This is a genomic window from Streptomyces sp. 4F14, assembly GCF_048159485.1.
Lineage (GTDB): Bacteria > Actinomycetota > Actinomycetes > Streptomycetales > Streptomycetaceae > Streptomyces.
On sequence record NZ_JBLRVY010000025.1, the window covers coordinates 1 to 15,077 of the forward strand.

17 protein-coding genes are annotated in these 15,077 nt (G+C 69.5%); 10 read left to right on the top strand and 7 right to left on the bottom strand.

The window, feature by feature from the left end; all coding sequences use genetic code 11:
• Positions 1-247: 247 nt before the first annotated feature.
• Both ACLZOT_RS34570 and ACLZOT_RS34575 read left to right on the top strand, forming a co-directional pair.
• On the top strand, positions 248-1,639 hold the full coding sequence (locus ACLZOT_RS34570) for a M1 family metallopeptidase (protein WP_416973107.1): 1,392 nt from the start codon (positions 248-250) through the stop codon (positions 1,637-1,639).
• Between the two features lie 56 nt (positions 1,640-1,695).
• Positions 1,696-2,352: a trimeric intracellular cation channel family protein gene (locus ACLZOT_RS34575; RefSeq protein ID WP_416973108.1), complete on the top strand. Its 657-nt coding sequence runs from the start codon at positions 1,696-1,698 to the stop codon at positions 2,350-2,352.
• On the opposite strand, the gene ACLZOT_RS34580 is transcribed toward ACLZOT_RS34575, so the two are convergent.
• Positions 2,333-3,580, bottom strand: a complete 1,248-nt coding sequence (locus tag ACLZOT_RS34580) for an alpha/beta hydrolase (protein ID WP_416973109.1) — start codon at positions 3,578-3,580, stop codon at positions 2,333-2,335. The genes ACLZOT_RS34575 and ACLZOT_RS34580 overlap by 20 nt on opposite strands.
• Positions 3,581-3,733: 153 nt before the next feature.
• Between ACLZOT_RS34580 and ACLZOT_RS34585 the strand changes: the two genes are divergently transcribed.
• On the top strand, positions 3,734-4,588 hold the full coding sequence (locus ACLZOT_RS34585; RefSeq protein ID WP_416973110.1) for a thioesterase family protein: 855 nt from the start codon (positions 3,734-3,736) through the stop codon (positions 4,586-4,588).
• On the opposite strand, the gene ACLZOT_RS34590 is transcribed toward ACLZOT_RS34585, so the two are convergent.
• On the bottom strand, positions 4,575-5,159 hold the full coding sequence (locus ACLZOT_RS34590) for a TIGR03086 family metal-binding protein (RefSeq protein WP_416973111.1): 585 nt from the start codon (positions 5,157-5,159) through the stop codon (positions 4,575-4,577). The two genes, ACLZOT_RS34585 and ACLZOT_RS34590, sit on opposite strands and share 14 nt — an antisense overlap.
• Before the next feature lie 89 nt (positions 5,160-5,248).
• Between ACLZOT_RS34590 and ACLZOT_RS34595 the strand changes: the two genes are divergently transcribed.
• Both ACLZOT_RS34595 and ACLZOT_RS34600 read left to right on the top strand, forming a co-directional pair.
• Positions 5,249-6,214, top strand: coding sequence for a helix-turn-helix transcriptional regulator (locus tag ACLZOT_RS34595; protein WP_416973112.1), 966 nt, complete (start codon positions 5,249-5,251; stop codon positions 6,212-6,214).
• Positions 6,215-6,329: 115 nt separating this feature from the next.
• Entirely contained in the window at positions 6,330-6,707 is a 378-nt protein-coding gene (locus ACLZOT_RS34600; protein ID WP_416973113.1) for a hypothetical protein, read from the top strand.
• 124 nt (positions 6,708-6,831) lie between these two features.
• On the opposite strand, the gene ACLZOT_RS34605 is transcribed toward ACLZOT_RS34600, so the two are convergent.
• Positions 6,832-7,458, bottom strand: coding sequence for a TetR family transcriptional regulator (locus ACLZOT_RS34605; protein ID WP_416973114.1), 627 nt, complete (start codon positions 7,456-7,458; stop codon positions 6,832-6,834).
• Between the two features lie 127 nt (positions 7,459-7,585).
• Between ACLZOT_RS34605 and ACLZOT_RS34610 the strand changes: the two genes are divergently transcribed.
• The 3 genes from ACLZOT_RS34610 (at position 7,586) to ACLZOT_RS34620 (ending at position 9,418) form a co-directional block, all read left to right on the top strand.
• Complete coding sequence (locus tag ACLZOT_RS34610; protein ID WP_165854455.1) at positions 7,586-7,762, top strand: hypothetical protein; 177 nt, start codon at positions 7,586-7,588, stop codon at positions 7,760-7,762.
• Positions 7,762-8,037 carry a DUF4190 domain-containing protein gene (locus ACLZOT_RS34615; protein ID WP_416973115.1) on the top strand — a complete coding sequence of 92 codons (276 nt, stop codon included), beginning with the start codon at positions 7,762-7,764 and terminating at the stop codon, positions 8,035-8,037. The genes ACLZOT_RS34610 and ACLZOT_RS34615 overlap by 1 nt, the downstream gene beginning before the upstream one ends.
• 211 nt (positions 8,038-8,248) lie before the next feature.
• Positions 8,249-9,418, top strand: coding sequence for a cysteine desulfurase family protein (locus ACLZOT_RS34620; RefSeq protein ID WP_416973116.1), 1,170 nt, complete (start codon positions 8,249-8,251; stop codon positions 9,416-9,418).
• Positions 9,419-9,440: 22 nt separating this feature from the next.
• On the opposite strand, the gene ACLZOT_RS34625 is transcribed toward ACLZOT_RS34620, so the two are convergent.
• Both ACLZOT_RS34625 and ACLZOT_RS34630 read right to left on the bottom strand, forming a co-directional pair.
• On the bottom strand, positions 9,441-10,967 hold the full coding sequence (locus ACLZOT_RS34625) for a multicopper oxidase family protein (protein WP_416973117.1): 1,527 nt from the start codon (positions 10,965-10,967) through the stop codon (positions 9,441-9,443).
• Positions 10,968-11,142: 175 nt separating this feature from the next.
• Positions 11,143-11,817 (bottom strand): N-acetylmuramoyl-L-alanine amidase, encoded by a 675-nt coding sequence (locus ACLZOT_RS34630; protein ID WP_416973118.1) that lies wholly within the window; start codon positions 11,815-11,817, stop codon positions 11,143-11,145.
• Positions 11,818-11,903: 86 nt separating this feature from the next.
• On the opposite strand from ACLZOT_RS34630, the gene mnmA reads away from it, so the two are divergent.
• Positions 11,904-13,025, top strand: a complete 1,122-nt coding sequence (gene mnmA, locus ACLZOT_RS34635) for a tRNA 2-thiouridine(34) synthase MnmA (RefSeq protein WP_416973119.1) — start codon at positions 11,904-11,906, stop codon at positions 13,023-13,025.
• A gap of 4 nt (positions 13,026-13,029) precedes the next feature.
• On the opposite strand, the gene ACLZOT_RS34640 is transcribed toward mnmA, so the two are convergent.
• The gene (locus tag ACLZOT_RS34640) at positions 13,030-13,905 is read right to left on the bottom strand and encodes an amidohydrolase family protein (protein ID WP_416973120.1); all 876 of its coding nucleotides are present in this window, start codon (positions 13,903-13,905) and stop codon (positions 13,030-13,032) included.
• 247 nt (positions 13,906-14,152) lie between these two features.
• The gene (locus ACLZOT_RS34645) at positions 14,153-14,476 is read right to left on the bottom strand and encodes a DUF427 domain-containing protein (RefSeq protein WP_416973121.1); all 324 of its coding nucleotides are present in this window, start codon (positions 14,474-14,476) and stop codon (positions 14,153-14,155) included.
• Between the two features lie 19 nt (positions 14,477-14,495).
• On the opposite strand from ACLZOT_RS34645, the gene ACLZOT_RS34650 reads away from it, so the two are divergent.
• Positions 14,496-15,023 carry a TIGR00730 family Rossman fold protein gene (locus ACLZOT_RS34650; protein WP_416973122.1) on the top strand — a complete coding sequence of 176 codons (528 nt, stop codon included), beginning with the start codon at positions 14,496-14,498 and terminating at the stop codon, positions 15,021-15,023.
• Positions 15,024-15,077 lie beyond the last annotated feature (54 nt).

The window sequence follows — 15,077 nt, forward strand, 5'->3', positions numbered from 1 at the left end:
CCGCGCGGGCGCGACCAACCGCAATGAACCCGTGCTTGCCGGCTTCGATCAGCCGCGTCCTTTCAGGGGCGCGGGGCGCTGCGAGACAAGCCACGACGAACCCGCACCCGACAACGAACCGGCTGCACCCACCCCGTGGCTCGTCGCGCAGCGCCCCTCATGACTTGGCAAAGTCATGCACATGCCCACAAGCTGCCCTGCAAAGTCGTCCCCGTCGATACATCGGCACCGTACGAAAGGGACGACCATGGCACTCTCCCGTTCGGCATGGGCAGGCGCAGCCACCGCGGCAGCCGCCACCCTCTTCGTCGTAGCCGCCTCCCCCGCCCCCACCCCCGGCGCGGACGGCGTAGGCGACACCTACTTCCCCCAGTTGGGCAACGGCGGCTACGACGCCCTGCATTACGACCTCGGCGTCGCGTACAACCCGGACACGGACCGCCTGGACGGCACCACCACCGTCACCGCGAGAGCGACCCAGAACCTCTCCGGATTCGACCTGGACCTCCAGAAGTTGGAGGTCACGAGGGTCGAAGTGAACGGAAAGAAGGCGAAGTTCACGAGGGAGGGCGACGAGATCAAGATAACGCCCCGTCAGTTCCTCAAGAAGGGCCGCACGTTCAAGGTGAGCGTGACGTACGGCGGCGTACCGGAACCCTTGGGCGGCCCGATCGTCTTCGGCTCGGACTACGGCTGGATGAAGACCACCGACGGAGTCTTCGTCGCCTGCGAACCGAACGCCGCGTCGACCTGGTTCCCCTCCAGCGACCACCCCTCGGACAAGGCGACGTACGACATCCGCATCCGAACTCCCAAGGGCCTGACGGCGGTTTCGAACGGCCGCCTGATCTCGACGTTCGACAAGGGCGACTCGACGTACACGCACTGGCGAGAGTCGAAGCCGATGGCGACGTACCTGGCGACGGCGACGATAGGCAAGTTCGACGTACGGACGGGCACGACCCCCGCCGGCACCCCCATCTACGTGGCGATAGACCCGGTGCTGGCGAACAGCAACAGCGTCGACGTGTACGGAGTGACGGCCGCGGCCACCGACTACTGGTCCCAGGTCTTCGGCCCGTACCCCTTCGAGGAGACCGGCGCGATCGTCGACGACATGCCGGAAGCGGGCTTCTCCCTGGAGGTTCAGAGCAAGCCGGTCTACTCGGCCGTCCGCAGCGAGATCACGATCGTGCACGAACTGGCCCACCAGTGGTTCGGCGACTCCGTGAGCGTCGCGCACTGGAAGGACATCTGGCTGAACGAGGGCTTCGCGACGTACAGCCAGTGGCTGTGGGACGAGCACAAGGGCACCCGCACGGCGCACGACGCGTTCCTCGCGGGCTACAACTCCCGCCCGCCGACCAGCACGTTCTGGCAGGTCACCGTGGGCGACCCGCAGCGCGACACGATGTTCGCGTCGGCGGTCTACCAGCGGGGCGCGATGACGCTCCAGGTCCTGCGCGAACGCATCGGCGACGCGGCGTTCTTCAAGCTCCTCCCGGCCTGGACGAAGCAGCACCGCTACGGCAACGCGAACACGGCCCAGTTCATCGCCCTCGCGGAGAAGATCTCGGGCCAGCAGCTCGACGACCTCTTCCAGACCTGGCTGTTCACGACAGGGAAACCGACCCTGTAGCCCCTCAGCTCCTTGCATAGCAAGGAAGACACCCGGCGATAAGCAAGAATGTGCGGGTGCTTCAGCAGATCTTCAGCCCCTCCGTCCAGCACACCCTGGACCTCGCCGGCATCTTCGTCTTCGCGCTCTCGGGCGCGCTGCTGGCCGTCCGCAAGAACTTCGACGTGTTCGGCATCGCCGTCCTCGCCGAGGTCACCGCGCTGGGCGGGGGACTGTTCCGGGACCTGGTGATCGGCGCGGTCCCCCCGGCGGCCTTCACGGACCTGGGCTACTTCCTGACCCCGCTGATCGCCGCGCTGATCGTCGTCTTCCTCCACCCGGAGGTGGAGCGCATCCAGAACGCGGTCAACGTCTTCGACGCGGCGGGCCTCGGCCTGTTCTGCGTGGCGGGCACGACGAAGGCGTACGACCACGGCCTGGGCCTGACCGCCTCGGCCACCCTGGGCCTCGCGACGGGCGTGGGCGGTGGCGTCCTGCGCGACGTCCTCGCCAACGAGGTCCCGTCCCTCCTGCGCTGGGACCGCGACCTGTACGCGGTCCCGGCGATGGTGGGCGCGACGATGGTCGTGGTCTGCATCCACTACGAGGCGCTCACCCCGCTGACCAGCGGCCTCGCGGCCACGACCGCGTTCGTCCTGCGCCTGCTCGCGATGCACTACCACTGGCGCGCACCGCGAGCCTGGAACCGCCGCTCTACTGTTCGAGAGGAGTAGTACCCCTGGTACCGGCGGCCCCCGTCCCCGAACCGGTGGCGCCCGCGCTGCCGGACGCCTCCGTACTACCCGTAGTACCTGCGGCGTCGCCGTCGCCCTTCACGTTCGTCAGCCCCATCTGCACGGTCAGCCACTGGAACATCGGGACGACCTGCGGCTTCCACAGCTTCATGTTGTGGCCGCCGACCTTCTTCGGGATGTAGACGACGTGCACGACCGTCGGCGCCTTGGCCTCCTTCTTGAGGGCGAGACCCGCCTCGTACCCGTCGCCGGGCTGGCCGGACTGGTAGAGGGAGACCGCCGGGGGAGTGGCCGCGTTCTTCAGCATGAAGTAGGGGTTGGTGGTACGCCGCAGGGTGGGGTCCTGCGCGGTCAGCGAGGAGCGCTCGCCGATCGGGTCGTTGTACCCCGAGAGGCTGACGGCGGCGCGGTAGCGGTCGGGGTGGGCGATGGCGAGCTTGGTCGCGCAGTGGGCGCCCGCCGAGTACCCGGCGACGGCCCAGCCCTTGGGCGCCGGGAGCGCGCGGAAGTTGTCGGTCACCATCTTCGGTACGTCGACACTGAGCCAGGTGTCCGCGTTGACGGTGCCCGGGACGTTCGCGCACCCGGTGTCGACGCCCGCGAGGAGCGTCGTACGCGGCGCGACCAGGATGAACGGCGCGATCTTGCCCTGCCGCATGAGCGTGGCGAGCTGCTCGTGGGCGTGCAGGGAGCCGAACCACGCCTTCGCGGAGCCGGGGTAGCCGGGGAGGAGCTCGACGACGGGGAAGTGGATGTTCTTGAGGGAGGGGTCGTTGTACTGCGGGGGCAGCCAGACGTAGACCTCGGCGGTGACGCCGGAGACCCGCCCCTTCAGCTCGGTCTGCATGACCCCGCCGGCCGCGCGCATGCCGGGCCCCTCGGCGTCGGTGAACTTCTGTTTCACCTTCGGGAGCTTCTTCACCGATATCCCGCCGGTGCCGCTCGCGCCGAGGTCACGGGCCTGGTTGACGTGCGATCCGGTGCCGAGCAGGTCGGACCAGTTGTCGTACAGGTTGTTGGAGTTGTTGACGAGTGTGAAGACCAGTGCGACGGCCGTGCCCTGCGCGAACAGCAGCATCAGGAAGCGCACCCCGCCCCGCAGGACGCGCGGTCCGCGCAGCCGCGTCCACAGGAACAGCGGGAGCACGACGGCGACGACCGCCAGCGCGATCAGCGTGTAGAGGAACGGGGTCCCGGTAAGGCTCATGTCCCTACAGAGGGAAAATGCGGGCATGAGGTTTACGGACGTGTGCGGACGCTTACCGAGAAATTGCCGGGCGGCACCGGGGCGGGCCGGGGGGCGGGTCGGGGGCGGGCCGTAAAGCTACCGCTTAGTAATCGCCTGTTGTACTGTTCACCCATGCCAGAGACAGCCGCCCCCGCCACCGTCGGAGACAGCGAGTTCGACCGCGCGACGACACTCACCCCCCGCGACCCCGGCGTACCCGGTGTGTACGACATCGACCTCCCGGCGGGCTGGACGATCTTCGGCGCGCTCAACGGTGGCTACCTCCTGGCCGTCCTCGGCCGCGCCCTCGGCGAGACCCTCCCGCACCCCCACCCCTTCACGATCTCGGCCCACTACCTGAGCGCCTCCCGCCCCGGCCCGGCGACGGTCCGCGCGGAACCGGTCCGCACCGGCCGCACCCTCTCGACGGGCCAGGCATCCCTGTTCCAGTACGACGAGACAGGCGCCGAAGTCGAACGCATCCGCGTCCTCGCCTCCTACGGCGACCTCGCGAGCCTCCCCGACGACGTCCGCACCTCGGCGAAGCCCCCGGCGTTCCCGCCCCTGCCCCACTGCGTCGGCCCCGAGGACGCCCCCGGCTCCGCCGACCAGCAGCCCATCGCGCAGCGCGTGATGCTCAAGCTCGACCCCGCGACCGTCGGCTGGGCCCTCGGCCAGCCCTCCGGCAAGGGCGAGTCCCGGGCCTGGTTCGGCCTCGCCGACGGCCGCGACGCCGACCCCCTCTCCCTCCTCCTCGCCGTCGACGCCCTCCCCCCGACGGCCTTCGACCTCGGCATCAAGGGCTGGGTCCCCACCGTCGAACTCACCGCCCACATCAGGGCGTTGCCCGCACCCGGCCCGGTCCGCGTCGCCATCACCACCCGCAACCTCGCGGGCGGCTTCCTGGAGGAGGACGCGGAAGTCTGGGACAGCGAGGACCGGTTGGTGGCCCAGTCCCGCCAACTCGCCCGCGTCACGCTGCCGTAAGCGGCTCCCGCCCGGTCCAGGCGGCCAACTTCCCGTAGGAGTCGGCCCCTTCGGCGGCTTCGACGGCCGACCCGAACGGAATCCCGGCGGGCCGCTGGGGTCCGGGGAGGTTACGCAACGCGGCTGCGAGCGCGAACTCCCCGACCTCGTCGGAGAGTTGCACAGGCCACCCGAGGGCCTCGCTCAAGTCCCAGGTGTGCGTGGCGATTTCCATGACATACCCCGACAGGGCGGCGGTCCCCGGCACCTCTCCCCACGGCACCCGCACGGTCCGGGTGAGCGACGCGTCGTCCTCCCACGCCTTCACACCCCGAACACGCGCCTCCTCGAATACCACCCCCCACTCGTCGTCCCCCACCCCGTCCACGAACGCCTCCACGACCAGCCCGTCCCCGCCCTCCCCGGTCACGGCGACCCGCACCATCACCCCGACGACATGCGACAACAGCCCCCGCACGTCGAACTCCGGACACGGCGTCCCCGCCCCGAACTGCTCACCGCGCACGGCATCGATCAACTCCCCCACCTGGGCGGTAGCTTGGGCATACAGGGAACGAGGGTCGGCAGTCATGGTCGTACCTTTCGTAGCGGCCGCTGTGTATGCCGATGCTGACCCCGAAACCTGACACCCGCCGTCAGCTTTTGCGGGATGCTGGTCCCGTGAAATCCGAGCGCCTCCTCTCCATCCTGCTGCTGCTCCAGACCCGGGACCAGGTCCCCGCACACGAACTGGCCGCGCGGCTGGAGGTGTCCGAGCGGACCATCTACCGCGACGTCGAGTCCCTGTCGGCGGCGGGCGTCCCCGTCTACACCGAGCGCGGCCGGCACGGCGGCATCCGCCTCCTGCCGGGCTTCCGTACGGACGTCACCGGACTGACCGCCGACGAGTCCCGCGCCCTGTTCGTCCTCGCGGCCCAGGGCGCGCACGAGGCGCTCGGCCTGGACTCGGCGCTCGGTTCCGCCCTGCGGAAGGTGATGGCCGCCCTCCCCGCGCCGCACCGCCCCGCCGCCGAGGTCACCAGCCGCCGCATCCTCGTCGACGCGACGCGCTGGTGGGGCGGCGAGGCGAAGGCCGTGGACCTGGACATCCTCCAGGACGCGGTCTTCACGGACCGCCGCCTGCGCCTGCGTTACCGGCACAGCGGCACGACCGACCCCCGCACGTACACCGTCGACCCGTACGGCCTGGTCGCCAAGGCGGGGGTCTGGTACCTCGTCGCCGACCGCCGCGGAAGACCCCAGCTCTTCCGCGCCGACCGGATCCAGTCCGCGAAGCAGCTCGCCGACCCCGTCCAGCGCCGCCCCGGCGTCGAACTCGCCGACGCCTGGCAGGTGTTGAGACGCCAGGTCGAGGAACGCCCGGACGGGATCGAGGTCGTCGTCCGGGTCCGCCGCGACTGGATCGACTTCTTCCTGCGCCTCGCGGCAGCGCAACTGGCTGCTCCACAGGAGGAGTTGGACCTGTCGGGGGAGTGGGTGACCGTACGCCTCACCTACAACCAGCTCGCTGCGACCTGCCACCTCCTCATGTTCTCCGACCGCGTGGAGGTCCTCTCCCCGCCGGAGGTCCGAGCCCAACTCCGTGAGGCGCTCGCTTCTCTCACGGCCCTGTACGCGGCACCTTGAACAACGCTTTACCCATCGAACAGCCACCCCACAGACGACCCCCAACAAAGCCCCAGACGCCGTTGGTTGAGTTCACTCCCTCAGGACTTCCTCACCCTCCTTGGAGCTGTCTCTCATGAACCGCGCGCGCCTCGTCCCCGCAGTGGCCCTCCTGGCACTCTCCCCCTTGGCCCTCGCAGCCTGCGGCTCCAGCGACTCGTCCTCCTCGACGACCCCGGGCAACTCCACACAACAGCAGTGCCAGGCCCCGACGAACATGCCCACGGGAACGGCCCGCCCGAGCGGAGCACCGACGAACATGCCGACGGGGGCACCGAGCGGCGCCCCGACGGGCAGTCCGACGGCGATGCCGTCCGGGATGCCGACGGCGGGGGGCGGCCAGGGTGCTCAAGGCGGCCAGGGCGGCCCCGGCGGAGGCAGCCAGGGCGGCGGCGGTTGCGGAGGCGGCCCGGGCGGCGCGGCACAGGGCCGGCAGGCCCAACAGCAGGGCTGAGCAACCGAGTTACAGCGACACTGCCGTCCTTCAGGGGCGCGGGGCTGTGTCGATGTGCGGCTGCCGCCGCGCGGGCGCGACAAGCCGCAACGGCGCCGCACATACCCGCGCTCCCCGCCCCCCACTACGCATTCCAATGCACCCGCCCAACACTGATCAACCGCATCTGCCGGGCAACCCGATCCACCACAACCCCCCGCTCCTCAGCCCCCGCATCCAACGTCTCCAGAAACAACGAAGCCACGATCAGCATCTGATCCACGTACAACTGAGCCAGCATCAGCAGATCCCCCGCACTCCACCCCTCGGCCTCGGAGTCCTTCGCGAGTTCATCGCGCACCTCCTCCGCGAACCGCGCGAGCTGAGCGCGGATCGCCTCCCGAACGGGCTGCACCCCACCATGCCGCTCCCGCGCGATGAACCGCACATGCGCGGGGTGCGCGGACACATGCCCGTCGATCAACTCCAGCGCGCGGGCGATCCGCTGCTCGGGATCATCGCTCGCGATGACGGTCGTACGGATCATCGGATGCAGACTCCCGAGCGCCTGCTCGACAAGGGCGACCCCGAGGTCGGGGATAGACCGGAAGTGCCGGTAGAACGCGGTAGGCGCCACCCCCACGGCCCGAGTCACCTCGCGGAGCCCCAGGCTGCTCAGGCTCTGCTCCTCCAGCAACTCCAACGCGGCATCCAGAAACGCCTGCCGAGTCTTCTGCTTCTGCGCCTGGCGGACGCCGACCGTGTGACTCATCTCTCCAGTTAACAACTGTTCTCCGTAATCGCAAAGCCGGCCACAGGGACTAGACTCCTAAGTCAGTGAACAACTGTAACCACAACTGTTCACTCACCTGTGACGAGCCTCGCGAAGGGATCCCCCGATGTTGTTCCTGGTAGCCGCGCTGCTCCTGCTCGGCGTAGCCATGGGCACGGTCGCGCACGCCCCCCTGAGCGTCACGCTGATAGCCGCGACGGTCATAGCGGCCTGGCTGGCGATCTTCGCCATCCGGGAACGCACGACCCGCCGCCGCACCACCGGCCCCCGAAGGGAAGCCTGATGCTCCGCCTGACAGCACCCCCCACCCCCACCTCGACCACCACCCCCCGAGACCCGGACGGCATGGCGGTGGCGTCGTTCATCCTGGGCCTGCTGGGCCTCCTGGTCCTGAACCTGTTCCTGGGCCCGATAGCGATAGTCCTGGCAACGGTCTCCCTGCTCCGAGGCACAGCTCGCCGAGGCCGAGCCCTCCTGGGCCTGACGCTGGGCATGGCGGACCTGGTGGTCCTGTTCGCGTTCATGCAGGCAGACGCGTCAATCTCCTGGAGCTTCTGACCGCGACGGACCACCCGCGCTCAACAAAACACAGTCACCCCCAGCTACCTGGGGGCGCGGGGCTGTGCCGATGTGCGGCTACCGCCGCGTGAGCGCGACCAGCCACAACGCACCCGCACTCGGCCGCCCACCTCACCCCCAACGGCGAGCAGCCGCGCCGCACCACCCGCCAACCCGCACCTGCACCCCCGGCCCGTACAATCGCTGAACCATGGCCTACCTCGACCACGCCGCAACCACCCCGATGCTCCCGCAAGCGGCAGAGGCACTGACCGCCCACCTGGGAGTCACCGGCAACGCCTCAGCCCTGCACGCGGCAGGCCGCAGAGCCCGCCGCACAGTCGAGGAAGCGAGGGAAACCCTGGCGGACTCCCTCGGCGCCCGCCCCAGCGAGGTCGTCTTCACCTCGGGCGGCACGGAGGCGGACAACCTCGCGGTCAAGGGCCTGTACTGGTCGAGGAGAGACGCGGACCCGCAGAAGACCCGCGTACTCGCCAGCCCCGTGGAACACCACGCAGTGCTGGACGCGGTCGACTGGCTCGCGGACCACGAGGGCGCGACGGTCGAGTACCTCCCGGTGGACGGCTACGGCAGAGTCCACCCCGACGCCCTCCGCGAAGCGATCACGAGGAACCCCGACGACGTGGCCCTGGCCACGGTCATGTGGGCGAACAACGAGATCGGCACGATCATGCCGATCCACGAACTGGCCGCCGTGGCAGCGGAGTACGGCATCCCCCTGCACGCCGACGCTGTCCAGGCGTACGGCCAACTCCCCCTGGACTTCGCGGAGTCGGGCCTCGCGGCGATGACGGTCTCGGGCCACAAGGTCGGCGGCCCGTACGGCATCGGCGCCCTCCTGCTGGGCCGCGAGTACACCCCCGTACCGGTCCTGCACGGCGGCGGCCAGGAACGCCACGTCAGGTCGGGCACGTTGGACACCCCGGCAATCGCGTCGTTCGCGGTGGCGGGCCAACACGCCGCGCAGAACAGGGAGTTGTTCGCGAGCAGGATCGGCACCCTGCGGGACACCCTCGTGGAGTCGGTGCGTACGGCGGTTCCGGACGCGATCCTGGGCGGTGACCCGGCGAGCGCCGGCCGGCTCCCCGCGAACGCGCACTTCACGTTCCCGGGCTGCGAGGGCGATTCCCTGCTCCTGCTCCTGGACGCGCAGGGCATCGAATGCTCGACGGGCTCCGCCTGTACGGCCGGTGTGGCGCAGCCGAGCCACGTCCTGCTGGCGGTGGGCACGGACCCGGACCTCGCGAGGGGCACCCTCCGCTTCTCCCTGGGCCACACGTCGACCGAGGCCGACATCGAGGCGGTCGCCAAGGCGATCGGCCCGGCGGTGGAACGCGCGAGGGCGGCAGGGCTGACGTAACAGGCCCCGCCGCCACCGGAGTTCAGCTCTCGGTCACCATCAGCGCCGCCATCATCCCCTCGTCCTCGTGCTGGAGGAGATGGCAGTGCAGCATGTACATGTACGTGTCGTCCGTGAAGTCCGTGAACTTCATGGCGATCTTGATGGACCCGCCGCCGACGACCTCGTACGTGTCGAACCACCCGAGGTCCACCCCGGTCGGCTCCTCCCCGTTGATCTCGATCAACTGGAAGGGCACGTCGTGGAGATGGAAGGAGTGCTCCAGCTGGGTGGCGTTGGTGATCGTCCAGATCTCCTCCGCGTCGAGCGTCGTACTGATCATCGCCATCCCGGACATGGTCGTCCCGACGGATCCGTTGATGGTCATGTTCAGCCCGCTCTGCCCGAGCGTGATGGTCCGCGCGGTGAACGACGAAGTGTCGTACCGGGTGATGGAGTTGAGGGCGGACGGCAGATCGGCGGGCGTGTCGGAGGCGCTCGGCGTGACGGTCAGGAAGTCGTACGTCCCGCTGCCGCCCCGTACCCACCCGGTCGTGACGACGGTCTGGAGGGTCACGGCGTCGCTGAGGTCCATGACGAACTCGGCGCGCGCGCCGGCGACGAGCCGGATGGACGTCACCTCGGCGGCGGACGCCAAGTACCCCTGGTCGGTGGCGATCTGCGTCAGCGTGCCGCCGTCGCTGCGCTGGAGGGTGAGGATGTCGGCGGGGGAGGCGTTGAGCACCCGGAACCGGGTCCGCGTCTTGGTCGCGGTGAACGTGAGCGTCGTGTCGTCCACGTTGACCCCGTTGCACAGGAGCGGATAGACGAGGCTGCCGCCGAGGTACCCGGAGAGGTTGTACTTGACGTCACCGCTGCTGTCGGCGGCCAGCGACTGGAGGATGATCGGGATGTCGTCCACGCCGTAGTCGCTGGGCAGCGCGGCGGACGTCGTCGAGTCGTCCTCGACGATGATCATCCCGGCGAGGCCGCGCACGACCTGCTCGGCGGTCGTGCCGAGCGCGTGCGGGTGGTACCAGAGCGTCTTCGCCTCGTCCTTCACCTCGAACGTCGGCGACCAGGTCTTGCCGTCGGCGAACGCGTTCTGCGGACCGCCGTCCATCTCGGCGGGGATGTGCGCGCCGTGGAAGTGGACGGTCGTGTCGTCGCCGAGGCTGTTGGTGATGTTCAGCAGGACGGTCGAGCCGTTGGTCCACTTCAGGGTCGGGCCGAGGTAACTCCCGTTGTAGCCGGCGCTGGTGCTGGAGACACCGCTCACCACTTCGTGCGTGCCTGTCTGCGCCTCCAGCGTGAACGTGGTCGTCGTCCCCGAGGTGGTCCCCTCCAGCAGGTCCGGCACGGTCAGGGTCGCCGTGTTCGTCGCGGCGCTCGCCTTGTTCCCGCCGGTCCCGCCGAGGAGCCCGATCGTCGTCCCGGCGCCCGCGACCGCCCCGAACCCGATGCCCGCCATCCCGCCGAGGAACTTCCGCCGGTGCAGCCCTTTTCCGTGCCGGGTGACCTTCGCGTGCTCGCCCTTGCCGCTGTTCGTGTGCTCTGTGGAGTGCGTCATGGCGGGGAGCCTGGAGCGGCGGTCTGTGCGCGCACTGGGCTGAAGTTAGGAGTTGCACGGGTGCGCTGTGGGGGAGCTTGGTCCCTCAACTTCCCTTGTTTATCCGGGGGTTACATCGCCGCAGGTCATGTTCCCGACAGGGGAGGCAACGGACGCTTCGGGCGTTACCCAGTCGTTATGCCTCCGCCTTCCCCAACGCCTCCTTCGCCTCCCCGACCAGCCTCAGGTACCGGTCCCAGTCCCAGTGCTCCCCGGGATCCGTGTGATCGGTCCCCGGCACCTCCACGTGCCCGATGATGTGCTTCCGGTCCACCGGAATCCCGTACCGCACGCAGATCCCCGCAGCGAGCCGCGCGGAAGCGGCGTACATGGCATCCGTGAGGTCCTCCGGCCGGTCCACGAACCCCTCGTGCTCGATGCCCACGCTGCGTTCGTTGTACGACCGGTTTCCCGCGTGGTACGCGACGTCCAGCTCGCGGATCATCTGGGCGATCCGTCCGTCCTGGCCGACGATGTAGTGCGCGGCGGCCAGGTGCCCGGGGTCCTGGAACGCCTTCACGGCACTGTCGAAGTCACCCTGGGTGACATGGACGACGATCATGTCGACGTCGTAGTCGTCGGGCCGGTCCGCCCACCGGAAGTTCGCGTCGGACGCCTCCACCCACCGCGCGCCCGCGAAGTCGACGGCGCCCTCGACCCGGGGCCGCTGGTTCCCGGGCAGCTTCCACCACAGCCGCGACAGGTCGTCCCGCGCGAGGACCGCGCCGCCGCCGACGGCCGCCGCCACACCCCCGAAGATCAGCGCCCGCCGCCCGATGCGCCGCTCGCCTTCCCGCTGTCTCGACCCCATGGAACCCCTTCTCGCACTGCCCCCACATGATCCCCAACGCATATCCGTGAGCCCGGGTTCCCGGGGCCCCGTACCCTGGAGGGGCTATGACTGAGACCGCGCGCCCCCTCCGAGTCCTCGCCGCCATGTCCGGCGGGGTCGACTCCGCAGTTGCCGCTGCCCGAGCAGCGGAAGCCGGCCACGACGTGACCGGTGTCCACCTCGCCCTCTCGGCGAACCCACAATCGTTCCGCACGGGCGCGCGAGGCTGTTGCACGATCGAGGACTCCCGCGACGCGCGCCGCGCGGCCGACGTGATCGGCATCCCGTTCTACGTCTGGGACCTCGCCGACCGCTTCCGCGAGGACGTCGTCGAGGACTTCGTCGCCGAGTACGAGGCCGGCCGCACCCCCAACCCCTGCCTCCGCTGCAACGAGAAGATCAAGTTCGCGGCGCTCCTCGACAAGGCGCTCGCCCTCGGCTTCGACGCGGTGTGCACGGGCCACTACGCGCAGGTCGTGATCGGCGAGGACGGCACCCGCGAGCTGCACCGCGCCAGCGACATGGCGAAGGACCAGTCGTACGTCCTCGGAGTCCTCGACGAGAAGCAGCTCGCGCACGCGCTGTTCCCGCTCGGCGACACGGTGACGACGAAGGACGAGATCCGCGCCGAAGCCGAACGCCGTGGCCTCGCGGTCGCCAAGAAGCCCGACTCCCACGACATCTGCTTCATCGCAGACGGCGACACCCAGGGCTTCCTCGCCAACCGCCTCGGCAAGGCCGAGGGCGACATCGTCGACGAGTCCGGCACCAAGCTCGGCACCCACGAGGGCGCGTACGGCTTCACGATCGGCCAGCGCAAGGGCCTGCGCATCGGCACGCCCGCCGCCGACGGCAAGCCGCGCTACGTCCTCGACATCTCGCCGGTCGACAACACGGTGACGGTCGGCCCCGCCGAGGCCCTCGACGTGACGGCCCTCACCGCGATCAAGCCCCGCTGGTGCGGGACGGTACCCACGGGCTCGGCGGTCTACACGGCTCAGCTCCGCGCCCACGGCGGCGAGACCGAGGTCACGGCGGAACTGGTCGCCGGGGAACTCCAGGTGGAGTTCACGGAACCGGTCCGTGGCGTGGCCCCCGGCCAGGCGATCGTCCTCTACGACGGGACGCGGGTCGTCGGCTCGGCGACGATCGCGACGACGACGCGCCGCGAGACGGCGAACGCCTGACGGATCAGAGCCCGAACAACGCCGCCGCGTTGTCGTGGCACACACCCCGCAGCCACTCCCCGCCCAGCCCCAGGGCCTCCAGTGCCTGGAGCTGGTGCAGGTAGGGGTACGGGATGTTCGGGAAGTCCGTGCCCAGCAGGACGCGGTCACCGAGGTCCGCGAGGCGGGGCACGGCGGCGGGCGGGTACGGCGTCATGGCCTCCATGAAGTCTGTGAACGCCATGGTCGTGTCCAGGCGGACTTCGGGGTACCGGGCGGCGAGGTCGAGGAACTCCACGTACTCCGGCATGCCCATGTGGGCGATGATCAGGGGGAGTCGGGGGTGGCGGGCGAGGATGCGGGCGATCGGTTCGGGGCCGGTGTGTTTGCCCGGTGCGGGCCCCGACCCGCAGTGGATGACGGTCGGTACGCCCGCCTCGGCGAGCAACCCCCATACGGGGTCGAGCAGTTCATCCGTGGGGTCGTAACCCCCCACCTGCACATGCGCCTTGAACACCCGCGCCCCCGCCTCGACGGCCTCCCTGACGTACAACTCGACGCCGGGCTCCGGGAAAAGAGTCGAGGTGTGCAGGCAGTCGGGCGTACGCCCGGCGAACTCCGCGGCCCACCCGTTCAGCCAGCGGGCCATGCCGGGCTTGTGCGGGTACAGCATCGCGGTGAAGGCGCGGACGCCGAACTCCCGTAGCAGGGCGGTGCGTTCGGCTTCCTCGACGCGGTAGGTGATGGGCCAGTCCATGCCGGTGAGGGGGCCGGCGGAGTCGAAGTAGTCCCACACTTTGCGGAGGACGCGCTCGGGCATGAAGTGGGTGTGGACATCGACGAGACCGGGAAGTCCGAGCCGCTGCCAGAAGTGACGGATCTGCTCGGCTTCTTGGCTCACAGGGACTTCACGAGGGCGGTGAAGGCAGCACGGCTGAGGGCCGCGCCCTCCCCGGAGCACGACGACTCGATCCACTTCACCTCGGGCAAGGTGCTCACCTCAACAGTTCGCGCAGCACGCCGAGGACGACGCCCCTCGACTCCTTCGGCGGCAACGCTACCTGCTCGACCGCATCCAGGCGTTTGCGGAACTGTTGGCGACGGAGCCGGCCACCGGCGCCGTACGGCAGCGGCCGCGTGAGACTCCGTCAGGACACGTCGGGTTCGTAGAAACAGAGGTGGTCCTTGATCGCCGCGACGGCGTCGTAGGGCTCGGGGTAGGCCCACGCGAGGTCGGGTGCGTCGGGGAGGGACCAGTAGGAGGCGGTCCCCTTGAAGGGGCAGACGGTGTGGGTCTCGGACGGCGTCAGCAGGTCCAGGCGTACGTCCTCGGCGGGGATGTAGTAACGGGGCGGACACCCCGTCTCCTTGAGGAGCAGCGCTCGCTCGCTGTCGGCGAGTACATGCTCACCGTGCACTACCCGCACGCGCGCGGACGACGGTTCGACAGTGATGTGATGTCCATTGGTCATCCCCCGTACGGTAGGCGCCATGCGCATCTGTGTCTTCCTCTCCGCAGCAGACCTCGACGACCGCTACACACTCCCGGCGAGGGAGTTCGCGAGGCTCCTGGGCAAAGGCGGCCACACCCTGGTGTGGGGCGGCTCGGACGCGGGCCTGATGAAGGTGGTCGCGGACGGCGTCGAGGAGTCCGGCGGCCGCCTCTGCGGAGTCTCGGTGGAATTCCTCGTGGCGAAGGTCCGCCCCGGCGTGGACGAGATGATCGTGGCCAAGGACCTGGCCGAACGCAAGAAACTCCTGATCGAGAAGGCCGACGCGGTGGTCATCATGGTCGGCGGAACCGGCACGCTGGACGAGGCCACGGAGATCCTGGAGATGAAGAAGCACGGCCACACGACCAAGCCGGTGGTCCTCCTCAACACCGCGGGCTTCTACGACGGCCTGGAACAACAGTTCCGCCGCATGGAGTCGGAAGGCTTCCTCCCGGTCCCACTCTCGAACCTGATGCACTTCGCGAAGGAACCGGGGGAGGCACTGGCGTACTTGACGGGGAGCTGAGCGGACGACGGACCCGCGCCCGCCGGACGACCCCCGCCACCCCCCGTACCGCGC